Source organism: Comamonas piscis, assembly GCF_014109725.1.
Classification (GTDB): Bacteria; Pseudomonadota; Gammaproteobacteria; order Burkholderiales; family Burkholderiaceae_C; genus Comamonas; species Comamonas piscis.
This window is the reverse complement of the sequence record NZ_CP058554.1, coordinates 675,333-687,274: the sequence shown is the minus strand read 5'-3', so window position 1 is coordinate 687,274 and position 11,942 is coordinate 675,333. Positions and strand designations below refer to the sequence as shown.

Here is an 11,942-nt window from a genome sequence, read left to right as displayed (position 1 = left end):
GCCAGCCTTACAGGCCCAGACGCTTGCGGCCCTTGGCGCGGCGTGCGTTGATCACAGCGCGACCACCCTTGGTCTTCATGCGGACGAGGAAGCCGTGGGTACGGGCGCGGCGGACTTTGGAAGGTTGGTAAGTACGTTTCATGATGCAATTCCTAGAGAGGCTTGGTTCCGGTTTGTTGGCAGCGTGCGTCCAAAAACGAACACAGAAGCGACCAAGCTCAAGACCTGCTCAAGCGCAACACCGGTGAAATAGTGCGCTCCACCCCTACTGACAGGCCTAAGCAGGCCCAAGCCTTGCAGCCAATTTGGATGGATACGCGCGTAAAATTCGCCCTGACATGCAGGGAAACCGCAAATTATCGCAGTGTTTGCTGTCCTTGGCAATTACTTGGCTTTGTCATCGGTTTTTTCTGTAATATGCGCAGACTTTTTGCCAAGTCGGCTGTCATCCGGCGCCGCAAGCCGTCGATTGCCTTTTTGCAGACAAGTCCTTTGTGTGGATAACTTTTGCACAAGCTACAATAGACAGCCGATCAACCTTCCCCCTTATCCACAACAACAACAGCGTGGGGGACGAATATTTCCGTGGGATAACAATGGATGAAGCCAGCCTGGGCCAAGGTTTGTGGCGCGCAGTTGTAGAGCAACTCGCCCAAGAAATGCCCGAGCAACAGTTCAACACCTGGATCAAGCCGCTGACCGCCGTCGTGTCAGATGACTTGTCCAAGGTCACGCTCTATGTGGCCAACCGCTTCAAGCTCGACTGGATCCGTGCGCAATACACCGGCCGTCTGGCCGCCATGCTGGAAGAAACCTACGGCCAGCCCGTAGCCATTGAACTCGCCATTGCCCAGCGCGACGCGGCCGTGCGCACCATTGTGCGCCCGCCCGTGCGCAGCGGCGGCCCGGTGGTCGCTTCATCCCAAGGCAGCGGCACCTCGTCCGGCATGGGCCTGGGCCCTTCCTACGGGCCCGCCAGCCGCACCGCTGCCCCAGCTTTCGCCCAGGGAGGCGATCAGTACCGCAACAACATTCAGACCAGCGATGGCGGCACTGCGCCCACCAACAATGGCCAAGCCGAGGCGGGCGATACCGGCAATGCCAGCGGCAACTTCCGCAGCCGCCTGAACCCGGTGCTCACTTTTGATACTTTGGTCGAAGGTACCGCCAACCGCATGGCCCGCTCTGCCGCCATGCATGTGGCCGCATCGCCAGGCCATTTGTACAACCCCTTGTTCATCTATGGCGGCGTCGGCCTGGGTAAGACCCACTTGGTCCATGCCGTGGGCAACAAGCTGCTGGCCGACAACCCCGACGCCAAAGTTCTCTACATCCATGCCGAGCAGTTCGTCTCGGATGTGGTCAAGTCCTACCAGCGCCGCACCTTTGACGAGTTCAAGGAGCGCTACCACTCGCTCGATCTGCTGCTGATCGACGATGTGCAGTTTTTTGCCAACAAAGACCGCACGCAGGAAGAATTCTTCAACGCCTTTGAAGCCTTGCTGGCCAAAAAGAGCCACATCGTGATGACGTCCGACACCTACCCCAAGGGGCTGGCCAACATCCACGAGCGTTTGGTGTCGCGCTTTGACTCCGGCCTGACGGTCGCTATCGAGCCGCCCGAGCTGGAAATGCGCGTCGCGATTTTGATCAACAAGTCGCGCGTTGAAGGCACCGAGATGCCCGAGGAAGTCGCCTTCTTCGTCGCCAAGAACGTGCGCTCCAATGTTCGTGAGCTGGAAGGCGCGCTGCGCAAGATCCTCGCTTACTCGCGCTTCAACCAGAAGGAAATCTCCATCCAGCTGGCCCGCGAGGCGCTGCGCGATCTGCTGTCGATCCAGAACCGCCAGATCAGCGTGGAGAACATCCAGAAGACTGTCGCCGACTACTACAAGATCAAGGTCGCCGACATGTACAGCAAGAAGCGCCCGGCCAGCATTGCCCGCCCGCGCCAGATTGCGATGTACCTGGCCAAGGAGCTGACGCAAAAAAGCCTGCCGGAAATCGGCGAGCTGTTTGGCGGCCGCGACCACACCACCGTGCTGCACGCGGTGCGCAAAATCGGTGGCGAGCGCCAGCAATTGACCGAGTTGAACCAGCAATTGCACGTGCTGGAACAGACGCTCAAGGGCTAGTCGATGGAATTATTTGATTTCGCCAACTGCCTGCATGCCGCAGGCACAATGGCAAATGGGACAGGTGCAGAGGGGGCTCCGTGCACAACTGCCGTCCACAACAACACCGCAATTTGACAAGAGGTTGAAATGATTGTTCTGAAGGCCACACAAGACAAAGTCATCGCAGTACTGCAGTCGGTCGCCGGTATTGTCGAGCGGCGCCACACTTTGCCCATCTTGGCCAATGTGCTGATCCGCAAGACGGGCAATGCGCTGCAGCTGACCACCAGCGATCTGGAAATCCAGATCCGCACCACCGCCGAGCTGGGCGGTGACATGGGCGATTTCACCACCACCGTGGGCGCCCGCAAGCTGATCGACATCTTGAAGACCATGCCCAGCGACCAGACCGTGAGCCTGGAGACGCAGCAGTCCAAGATGATCCTCAAAGGCGGCAAGAGCCGCTTTACCTTGCAGACCCTGCCGGCGGAAGACTTCCCGCTGGTGCAAGAGGCACCCTCTTTCGGCCCCGTGTTCAGCGTGCCGCAAAAGGTGCTCAAGGATTTGATGAGCCAGGTGTCCTTTGCGATGGCCGTGCAGGATATCCGTTACTACCTGAACGGCATCCTGTTCGTGGCCGAAGGTAACACCTTGAGCCTGGTGGCCACTGACGGCCACCGCCTGGCCTTTGCCAGCGCCACCCTGGATGTGGAAGTGCCCAAGCAGGAAGTGATTCTGCCGCGCAAGACGGTGCTGGAACTCCAGCGCCTGCTGTCGGATGCGAGCGGCGACAACCAGCCCGTCATCGAGATGCAGTTCGCCAGCAACCAGGCGCGCTTCACCTTTGCCGGCATGGAGTTCGTCACCAAGCTGGTCGAGGGCAAATTCCCCGACTACAACCGCGTCATCCCGCGCAACCACCCCCACAGCATCACCTTGGGCCGCGCGCCGCTGCTGGCCAGCATGCAGCGCACGGCCATCATGACCAGCGACAAGTTCAAGGGCGTGCGTCTGACCATCGAGCCCGGCACCCTGCGCATTGCGGCCAACAACGCCGAGCAGGAAGAGGCCGTGGACGAGCTGGACATCGACTACGGCGGCCCGGCTGTTGAAGTCGGCTTCAACGTCACCTACCTGATCGATGTGCTCTCCAACATGAACCAGGACATGGTTGCCATCGACTTTGCCGACAACAACAACTCGGCCCTGATCACCAACCCGGAAAACGACAGCTTCAAGTATGTGGTCATGCCCATGCGCATGTAAACCACCGATTCGACCCGCACGCTGGCTGCAGCCGCAGACCAGCGCGCCACTGAGATTTATTTGATTCAAAGACATGGCAGGCGCCCCGTGCCCTGCCAGTGCAGTACCAAGGCAGCTTCATGACCGCAGAAAACCAGCCGGAACAATCTCCCAGCACGCCAGGCCCCGATGCCGGCGGCTATGGCGAAGGCGCCATCCAGATCCTGGAAGGCCTGGAGGCTGTGCGCAAACGCCCGGGCATGTACATCGGCGATACCTCGGACGGCACCGGCCTGCACCACCTCGTGTTCGAAGTGGTGGACAACTCCATCGACGAAGCGCTGGCCGGCTACTGCGACGACATCCTCGTCACCATCCATGCCGACGGCTCGCTGTCGGTAGTGGACAACGGCCGAGGCATTCCCACCGGCGTGAAGATGGATGACAAGCACGAGCCCAAGCGCTCGGCCGCAGAAATCGCGCTGACCGAGCTGCACGCTGGCGGCAAGTTCAACCAGAACAGCTACAAGGTCTCGGGCGGTCTGCACGGCGTGGGCGTGTCCTGCGTGAACGCGCTGTCTATCAAGCTCAAGCTCATCGTGCGCCGCGAAGGCCAGGTCCACCAGATCGACTTCTCGCGCGGCTTTGTGCAAAACCGCCTGATCGAGGTCATCGGCGGCGTGGAAGTCTCGCCGATGCGCATCGTCGGCGCGACCGAGAAGCGCGGAACCGAAGTACATTTCCTGCCCGACCAGGAAATCTTCAAGGAAAACTACGAGTTCCGTTACGAGATCCTGGCCAAGCGCCTGCGCGAACTGTCCTTCCTGAACAACGGCGTGCGCATTCGCCTCAAGGACGAGCGTGACGGCAAGGAAGACGACTTCTCCGGCGCCGGCGGCGTGCAGGGCTTTGTCGAGTTCATCAACGGCACCAAGAAAGTGCTGCACCCCACCGTGTTCCATGCCGAGGGCACGCGCCCGGCAGAAACCTATGGCGGCATCCCCGGCACCGAGATCGGTGTCGAAGTGGCCATGCAGTGGAACGACGGCTACAACGAGCAGGTGCTGTGCTTCACCAACAACATCCCGCAGCGGGATGGTGGCACCCACCTGACCGGCCTGCGCGCTGCGATGACCCGCGTCATCGGCAAGTACATCGCTGACCATGACCTGGCCAAGAAGGCCAAGGTCGAAGTGACCGGCGACGACATGCGCGAAGGCCTCTGCGCGGTGCTCAGCGTCAAGGTGCCGGAGCCCAAGTTCAGCAGCCAGACCAAGGACAAGCTGGTCTCCAGCGAAGTGCGCGCCCCAGTTGAGGATATCGTCGGCAAGCTGCTCTCTGAGTTTTTGGAAGAAAAGCCCAACGACGCCAAGATCATCTGCAACAAGATTGTGGATGCCGCCCGCGCCCGTGAAGCGGCCCGCAAGGCCCGCGAAATGACCCGCCGCAAAGGCGTGCTCGACGGCATGGGCCTGCCCGGCAAACTGGCCGATTGCCAGGAAAAAGACCCGGCGTTGTCTGAAATCTACATTGTCGAGGGTGACTCCGCAGGGGGCTCGGCCAAGCAAGGCCGTGATCGCAAGTTCCAGGCCATCCTGCCGCTGCGCGGCAAGATCTTGAACGTGGAAAAAGCCCGCTACGAAAAGCTGCTCTCCAGCAGCGAAATTGTCACCCTGATCACCGCGCTGGGCACCGGCATCGGCAAGGTGAGCGAGGATTCTGGTAAGAGCAGCAACGACGACTACAGCCTCGCCAAGCTGCGCTACCACCGCATCATCATCATGACCGATGCGGACGTCGACGGCGCCCACATCCGCACCCTGCTGCTGACCTTCTTCTACCGCCAGATGCCTGACCTGGTCGAAGCCGGCCACATCTATATTGCGCAGCCACCGCTGTACAAGGTCAAGAACGGCAAGGAAGAGCTGTACCTGAAGGACGGCCCTGCGCTGAACCAGTTTCTGCTGCGCGTAGCCCTGCAAGGCGCCAGCGTCAGCACCGGTGGCGCGAACCCGCGCACCATCGATGGTGAAGAGCTGGGCCGCCTGGCAGGCATGCATTTGGCGGCTGAAACCGTCATCGACCGCCTCTCGTCCTACCTGGACGCCGAAGCGCTGCGCGCCATTGCCGATGGCGTGCAAATCCGCCTCGATTCGCTGGACGACGCCATGGTCTGCGCCCCGGTGCTGGAAGCCAAGCTGCGCGAGCTGACCACCACCGGCGTGCCCGCCGAGGTGAGCGGTGAGCTCGATCCGCACACCGAAAAGCCGATCCTGCGCATCAGCCGCCACCACCACGGCAACATCAAAAGCTCCATCCTCACGCAAGAGTTTGTCGAAGGCCAGGACTACGCTGCACTCGCAGCCGAAGCCCAGCACTTCCACGGCCTGCTCGCCGACGGCGCCAAGGTCACCCGCGGTGAAGGCGAAAAAGCCAAGATGGAGAAAGTGGGCGACTTCCGCGAAGCCATGCAGTGGCTTATCAGCGAAGCCGAACGCACCACCGCCCGCCAGCGCTACAAAGGCCTGGGCGAGATGAACCCCGGCCAGCTCTGGGAAACCACGATGGACCCCGAAGTCCGCAGCCTGCTGCAAGTCAAGGTCGGCGACGCCATCGAAGCCGACCGCGTCTTCACGATGCTGATGGGCGACGAGGTGGAACCACGCCGCCACTTCATTGAAAACAATGCACTGCGGGCGGGGAATATTGATGTGTGATGTGTCGGGTGACGTAGGGCGCCGTATTGTTTGCGACTAGCGACATAATTTTGCGACTGGATGCCACCAAGCAAGCGACAGTCCGACCATTAACCGTGAAATAAAGACCCTAGGGACCCTCTGCAAAACTCCCTGCCGTGGTCTGAACGCGGTCTCGGGCGATCCGCCGCGTTGTCTTCCTTGTCAATAGCTACGGCTATTGACTGCAAAAGACGCCTTGCGTCTCATCCCGATCCGCGTCCATCCCGCTTGGCGAGGGTTTTGCAGAGCATCCCTAGGCATAGTCAACAAAAAAGCCCGGATTTTTCCGGGCTCTTTTTATATACCGTTTTCTATGGCCGTAGTTTCTCATTGATCTTGCAAATTTATCACTGCATGCAAATTGAGAACCGATGTCGATTCTCCGTAAGTTTTGAATTTTCGCACTGAAGTTTGAACTCGGGGCGCTTTGAGCTCAACCCGAGCTGTTGCGCCTGGTTAATTCGAAGGTAGGGTGGCGGCTATCGGCAGTGGATTCAACCGATCGACGCAACACACGCATCGAACATTTCCGCGGGGGTTCGATATCCCAGAGTTTTGCGTGGTCGTTGATTGAGCTCTCTGGCAATAGCGTCCAAGCTGTCCTGTGAGTATGCAGACAGATCAATGCCTTTGGGCAGCTTGTGCCCGGCCATTGCTCTTCCTCGGTCCCAAGTCAAGGAGAGATACAGCTGCCTGGGCAATGTCCGAGCATGCCGGGCTAACGCGGCTCCCACGGTGTACGAATCTTTATCCACGAGTTTGACCAACATCACATAGCGCGTATGCCGCTCGCCCAGCGTCGCAATCTGGCTGTAAGCATCACCGAACAACAGGTCGCCTTCCCGATGGCCTGGAACTGCACGAACTTCTATGCACGCTGGGCGTTCGCTGATAGGCCATGGATCGGAGTTTTCTGGGTTCAGCGCCTTGAGCGGTGCATGCCTCTGGTTCGGCGCAAGTGCGCCGGCAGCTCCTTCTTCAAAGCACCACGTGTTTGGACGAATAGCGTGCGGTAGATGGCTTCATGGGACACCTGCAACTCCTCTTGGTCCGAATAGCTCCGCATGAGCCATCCCGCTATTTGTTCGGGTGACCATAGGCCTTGCAATTTAGCCGCTACGACCTGAGCCAGTGCAGGGTTGCGTGCCAATTTTCATACCTTGGGGCGACGAGCACACTCCCAGACTGCATCGGCCTTAGCCGCTCGGTAGCAACTCCTGCCGTCATTGCGCAGCAGCTCACGCCAATGGTGGCGCAGCTCGTCTCAAGCGCCTGGAGATGCAGCGAATCGATTCGCCAGCAGCCAATGCTTGGTGTGCGGCCGGTGAAAAAGCTTGACGATCTCGGGCAAGGTATCGCCTGCTTTCCAGCGATCCCACATCACCGTTTCCTGAGCTTCGGTGTAGTAAATCCGCAGTCTTTGCTTCATACAAACACTTCTTCAGCCTTAGGCAAATATTTTATTGCAGTGTTATGCTGTTCCTCTTTTCTGTTCCATACAGGTCAATTATAAATAATGCAAATAGAGTATTTAAGAAAACTGATGCATTCCCTTTTACTGGGGGTAATTCTGATAGGAAATGCATCAGCAAAAGATGTCGCCGCGCCGATCCTGCTTCACCCGAGCACAGCGTCAGAGGCTTTCGCCATAGCTGCTTATAAAGGGATGCCTGTTGAGAATTTCAGCAGAATGGTGAGCACCGCTTTCGAAAATGCAGGCTTCTCATCGCGTACTTCTGAACGAATGAAAGATGGCACGGTGCGTTACACCTTCGCCTACCCTGTGGCAATGGAAGGACAGGTCCAGAATATCGAAGTAGTGCTCCGGACGGATGAAAATATCGACAAGAAGGGGCGGTGTGCGACTTGTTTTCTGCGAACGACGGTGTTGACAGACTTTGCTCATCTGCAACAGGCATCCCTGGATGCTCCAGTATGAAGTGAATCGGCAGATCCTTCCTGCCATCGATCAAGCGTATGCGAGCATTCAGCAAGATGGGCAGGCATTTATGGATGGCAGTCTAGGGTTCGATTACAAGAACCAGTGGCAAGGCGAGAAGAACCTCTATGAAAACTCGTTCGTCGGCATTGAGCAGGCCAGCTTGAAATCTACGGTCATTGACGCCTATCGGGCTGCGGGATTCGTATTTCAAGGCGATGTAAGGAAAGACCTCAGGGTTTACGATTTGGTCTTTTCCTTTCCTGTGGATCCCGATCAGGTCGAAGGTGTTGTCTACAAAATTAGCCTTGCGAGCCAACTTGATGCAAGTGATCGCTGCTATCCGTGTGAAATTACCGAAGTCTACGATCCGTACCAAAAGCTTCCCGCTGCAGGCCTGTCCGGAATGTCCAAGCGGCTCACACTTGAATCACGTTTTGCAGCCTCCCGCGCATTAGCGTTGGAGAAACTCAGGAACAGCACTGCGCAACACCTTCGTGCAGGAACCATGTTCACCATACCTCCCAAGCCTGCACCGCTCGGGTCACCTCGGCCACATATCAGGCCGATGACTGTTACATGAAGACTTCGGCCCAGAAACGGCCCCCCCGCACTGGATTGCTGGGCCAGCATGCCTGGTTTGATGGCACTTTCATCGTGGGTACGCTGGGGCTAGCTCTCGGCCTGACGGGCATCGCATCCTTCTCTCCTGCGATGCTGATCGCCGTTGTACTGATCGATACCTGGCTTTTCGCCAATCCCCATGTGGTGGCGACCTTCACCCGTATCGGCGCCAGTTTGGTCCACGTCCGACGATATCGTTTTCTGATCTTCGGGTTACCCGTGATCGTGCTCGGAGGTGTGGTGGCCACGGCACTAGCGTACGAGATTAGCGGACTATTCACGCTCTATTTCATCGCTCAGAGCTATCACGTCGCGCGGCAATCCTTCGGTGTCGCCAGGGCTTATCGACGGGCAGGGTCGACGCAACCGTTTCAAGCAGATCGACTGTCCGAAACCCTGATCTATATGGTTGCAGCCTGGGGACTACTTGCCCGCTGCGCCGAGTCTCCCAAAACTTTTCTTGAGTACCCCATTGAACTTCCGGCTGTGCCTACACAGGTGGCCGAAATTGCAGGCGTAGCCACCATCGTGTGCGGCGCATGGTGGTTGTGGCGGCTTGCTCATAAGGCTCTGGCTCGCGAGATCGATTGGCGTCACGATGGGTTTGTGGCATCGCACGTGTGTGCCAATCTCGCAGCTTACATCTGGATCACCGATATAACCCTTGGCTGGCTGGTGATCAACCTCTGGCACAACCTGCAGTACTTACAGTTCGTCTGGGTGCAGAACATCCGGCGCGACGCTGAGAAAAGCAGCGAAAGGACTTCAACAACGCTGTTCTGGAAGAGTGCCCGGCAATACATCTGCCTTTGTCTGCTACTGGGAGCCCTACTCTATTTGGCCGTAGACTGGGTTGGGACACAGTTGCTTTGGCTGGGACTTCCCACTGTGCTCATCGCACACTTCACGCTGAATTTTCATCACTACCTGGTTGATGGCGTGATCTGGAAACAACACCGCGCTCCCTCACCCTGTTCAGCTGCCGCAAGAGGCTAATCGCTACAAAGGAAGGGATGCCGACAAGAATTTGGATTATCAACAGATAGTTGTTGCATCAAGCCTACCAACAGACACCGCCGACCTGAATGACTGGTCATGGACACCGCTGGTGTTTCCCTTGCCAAGTGCAACACAGTTCCGCCAGGTGACGCGACCCAGCGTGGTCGAAGCCGGGGTCGCAATCGGCTTGGCTGCGGGCATGGCGGGCCGCATTCTGAACGAGAGCGCGCCCATATCGAAAAAGCCGCAGCAGAGCTGTTGCGCGACGATGCACCGCACATCCATGGCAACCCACAACACCTGCGCGTCGCCCTCGCCATGCGCCATATCGTAATGGCAGAGATGCTGGAGCGGCTGAGCTAGCACAGCCCCCAGCAAGCCTCGGCATCAGCCCTCAGCCACCCAACAGAAAAGCCCACCAGCCACCAGAAGCCGCCTGAGGGCTTCCCCACTCCAATTAGAATGATTCTTATTTTCGTCACGATTCCACCCCTGCCTGCAGGGACTGCCGCCGGCCCACCGGTCCCTCCATGCTTGAGCGCTTCTACCGTGAACTGCTGAACTTTCTCCACCGCCAGGTGGGCGACCGCGACGCGGCAGCGGACCTGGCGCAGGAGAGCTATGCGCGGGTGCTGGCGGCGCAGCGGGCGGGGCCGCCCGTGATGGATGGGCGGGCGCTGCTGTACCGCACGGCGCGTAACCTCGTGATTGACCAGCACCGCCGCGCCGAAGTGCGGCGCCATGACAGTTTGGATGAGGTGGCAGCGGCGGATGAGCCGCCCGCCCCCCAGCATCTGCAACCCGAGGAGGCCCTGGTGCGACAGCAGACCGTGCATGGCTATGTGCAGGTGATCGAGAACCTGCCGCCGCGCTGCCGCGAGGCCTTTGTGCTGCATGTGATCGATGGTCTGCCCCAGGCGGAGATTGCAGCGCGCATGGGCATATCGGTTAGCATGGTTGAGAAGCATGTGGTGCGCGGCACCCTGGCCTGCAAACGGCATGGACAGGGGCCTGGCGCTTAGTTAGCCGCCCTCAGCCCCTGCTTTACACCGCGTTTTTCACACCACTGCCTGCCACCTTTTTCTATTGATTTTTCTGCGCATGTCCAGCATCTCTTCATCCGTTGACCACCGCCCGGGCGCCTTGCCCGAAGGGATGGCTGCGGACGATGCCGATGCGCTAGAGCACGAGGCTGCAACTTGGGCGGTTCGCTGCAACGCCGGGCTGGATGCGCAGGGCCAGGCGGACTTGCAGGCCTGGCTGGCGGCGGATGCGCGCCATGCGCCGGCACTGGATGCCATGCGCGCCAGCATTGCCGGTGTGCAAAGCCTGCCCGCCCAAGACCTGGCGCGGTTGCGCGCCAGCCTGCCCACGCGCGATGCACAGCACAGCAGTGCCCCACGCCCCCGCTTTTGGCAAGCCTGGCTGCGGCCCGCACTTCCCTATGCCGCCACGGCCCTGGTGGCAGCGGCCGTCGTGGGCGCAGGCTGGTTTGGTTGGTGGGTGCAACCCAGCTTTCAGCAAAGCTACGCCTCGCAGCGCGGCCAGCAGCTGATGGTCACCTTGCCCGACGATGCGGCCTCTGGCAGCAGCGTGCAGCTGGACACCGACACGCACCTGACCGCGCGGCTCTACCGCAACCGGCGCGAGGTGGCGCTGGCCGATGGCCAGGCGATGTTCTCCGTGCATGCCGACGCCAGCAGGCCCTTCCAGGTGTTGGCCGGTGATTTGCGCATCACCGTGGTGGGCACCCGCTTTTCGGTACGCCACACCGCGCAGGGGGTGGGCGCCGGCCACACGCAGGTGGCGGTGGAAGAAGGCAAAGTCAAAGTAGAGCGGCTGCAGCGCGATGCGGACCCAGCCCAGCAAGCACCGGCCATGGTGCTGCTGACAGCAGGCCAGATGCTGGAAGGCGGCAGCGCGCAAGACGCGGGCCTGGGCACCATCACCGAGGTAGCGCCCGCCGCCGTGGCCCAGTGGCGCAGCGGGCGGCTGAGCTTTAACCGCACGCCCCTGGCCCAGGCCTTGGCCGAGTTTGAGCGATACGGCCACACCGGCCTAGTGGTGCGCGATCCGGCCGTGGCCGCCCTGCCGGTGGGCGGCAGCTATGGTTTGAACCAGCACCAGCGCTTTGCGGAGTTTTTGCCGCATCTGTTGCCGGTGCGGCTCATCAAGCGCGATGGTGTGACAGAAATCGTCGCCCGTTAAATTTTTCAAAATATTTTTCTGAGGACGTGCGGATTCCTGCTGCAGCTGCGTCTACAGGGGGTGGCGGCGCGC

At 59.6% G+C, this 11,942-nt stretch carries 10 protein-coding genes and 1 pseudogene; 9 read left to right on the top strand and 2 right to left on the bottom strand.

What is annotated here, in order from left to right; genetic code table 11:
- Positions 1 to 7 precede the first annotated feature (7 nt).
- The gene (gene rpmH / locus HS961_RS03130) at positions 8 to 142 is read right to left on the bottom strand and encodes a 50S ribosomal protein L34 (protein ID WP_084635723.1); all 135 of its coding nucleotides are present in this window, start codon (positions 140 to 142) and stop codon (positions 8 to 10) included.
- Positions 143 to 596: 454 nt separating this feature from the next.
- Here rpmH and dnaA point away from each other — a divergent pair, with 454 nt between their 5' ends.
- The 3 genes from dnaA (at position 597) to gyrB (ending at position 6,079) form a co-directional block, all read left to right on the top strand.
- Positions 597 to 2,135, top strand: coding sequence for a chromosomal replication initiator protein DnaA (gene dnaA, locus HS961_RS03125; protein ID WP_182326331.1), 1,539 nt, complete (start codon positions 597 to 599; stop codon positions 2,133 to 2,135).
- 129 nt (positions 2,136 to 2,264) lie between these two features.
- Complete coding sequence (dnaN, locus tag HS961_RS03120) at positions 2,265 to 3,383, top strand: DNA polymerase III subunit beta (protein WP_182326330.1); 1,119 nt, start codon at positions 2,265 to 2,267, stop codon at positions 3,381 to 3,383.
- A 119-nt stretch (positions 3,384 to 3,502) separates the two neighbouring features.
- A complete protein-coding gene (gyrB, locus tag HS961_RS03115) occupies positions 3,503 to 6,079 on the top strand; it encodes a DNA topoisomerase (ATP-hydrolyzing) subunit B (RefSeq protein WP_182326329.1) in 2,577 nt (858 codons plus the stop codon).
- Positions 6,080 to 6,594: 515 nt separating this feature from the next.
- On the opposite strand, the pseudogene HS961_RS03110 reads toward gyrB, so the two are convergent.
- Positions 6,595 to 7,529, bottom strand: a pseudogene (locus HS961_RS03110) (IS30 family transposase).
- A gap of 114 nt (positions 7,530 to 7,643) precedes the next feature.
- On the opposite strand from HS961_RS03110, the gene HS961_RS03105 reads away from it, so the two are divergent.
- The 6 genes from HS961_RS03105 to HS961_RS03080 all read left to right on the top strand — a co-directional run bounded on the left by HS961_RS03105 (position 7,644) and on the right by HS961_RS03080 (position 11,870).
- Complete coding sequence (locus HS961_RS03105; RefSeq protein ID WP_182326328.1) at positions 7,644 to 8,039, top strand: hypothetical protein; 396 nt, start codon at positions 7,644 to 7,646, stop codon at positions 8,037 to 8,039.
- Positions 8,026 to 8,622 carry a hypothetical protein gene (locus tag HS961_RS03100; RefSeq protein ID WP_182326327.1) on the top strand — a complete coding sequence of 199 codons (597 nt, stop codon included), beginning with the start codon at positions 8,026 to 8,028 and terminating at the stop codon, positions 8,620 to 8,622. The genes HS961_RS03105 and HS961_RS03100 overlap by 14 nt, the downstream gene beginning before the upstream one ends.
- A complete protein-coding gene (locus HS961_RS03095) occupies positions 8,619 to 9,659 on the top strand; it encodes a hypothetical protein (RefSeq protein WP_182326326.1) in 1,041 nt (346 codons plus the stop codon). Before HS961_RS03100 ends, HS961_RS03095 begins: the two co-directional genes overlap by 4 nt.
- A gap of 99 nt (positions 9,660 to 9,758) precedes the next feature.
- A complete protein-coding gene (locus HS961_RS03090; RefSeq protein WP_182326325.1) occupies positions 9,759 to 10,025 on the top strand; it encodes a hypothetical protein in 267 nt (88 codons plus the stop codon).
- A gap of 167 nt (positions 10,026 to 10,192) precedes the next feature.
- Positions 10,193 to 10,684, top strand: coding sequence for a sigma-70 family RNA polymerase sigma factor (locus HS961_RS03085; RefSeq protein WP_182326324.1), 492 nt, complete (start codon positions 10,193 to 10,195; stop codon positions 10,682 to 10,684).
- A gap of 79 nt (positions 10,685 to 10,763) precedes the next feature.
- Positions 10,764 to 11,870 (top strand): FecR family protein, encoded by a 1,107-nt coding sequence (locus HS961_RS03080; protein ID WP_238347764.1) that lies wholly within the window; start codon positions 10,764 to 10,766, stop codon positions 11,868 to 11,870.
- Positions 11,871 to 11,942: the final 72 nt, after the last annotated feature.

Excerpts from the sequence above, each read along its gene's own strand:
- rpmH (WP_084635723.1), bottom strand. The coding sequence starts at position 142 with ATGAAACGTACTTACCAACCTTCCAAAGTCCGCCGCGCCCGTACCCAC.
- dnaA (WP_182326331.1), top strand. The coding sequence starts at position 597 with ATGGATGAAGCCAGCCTGGGCCAAGGTTTGTGGCGCGCAGTTGTAGAG.
- dnaN (WP_182326330.1), top strand. The coding sequence starts at position 2,265 with ATGATTGTTCTGAAGGCCACACAAGACAAAGTCATCGCAGTACTGCAG.
- gyrB (WP_182326329.1), top strand. The coding sequence starts at position 3,503 with ATGACCGCAGAAAACCAGCCGGAACAATCTCCCAGCACGCCAGGCCCC.
- HS961_RS03105 (WP_182326328.1), top strand. The coding sequence starts at position 7,644 with ATGCATTCCCTTTTACTGGGGGTAATTCTGATAGGAAATGCATCAGCA.
- HS961_RS03100 (WP_182326327.1), top strand. The coding sequence starts at position 8,026 with ATGCTCCAGTATGAAGTGAATCGGCAGATCCTTCCTGCCATCGATCAA.
- HS961_RS03095 (WP_182326326.1), top strand. The coding sequence starts at position 8,619 with ATGAAGACTTCGGCCCAGAAACGGCCCCCCCGCACTGGATTGCTGGGC.
- HS961_RS03090 (WP_182326325.1), top strand. The coding sequence starts at position 9,759 with ATGGACACCGCTGGTGTTTCCCTTGCCAAGTGCAACACAGTTCCGCCA.
- HS961_RS03085 (WP_182326324.1), top strand. The coding sequence starts at position 10,193 with ATGCTTGAGCGCTTCTACCGTGAACTGCTGAACTTTCTCCACCGCCAG.
- HS961_RS03080 (WP_238347764.1), top strand. The coding sequence starts at position 10,764 with ATGTCCAGCATCTCTTCATCCGTTGACCACCGCCCGGGCGCCTTGCCC.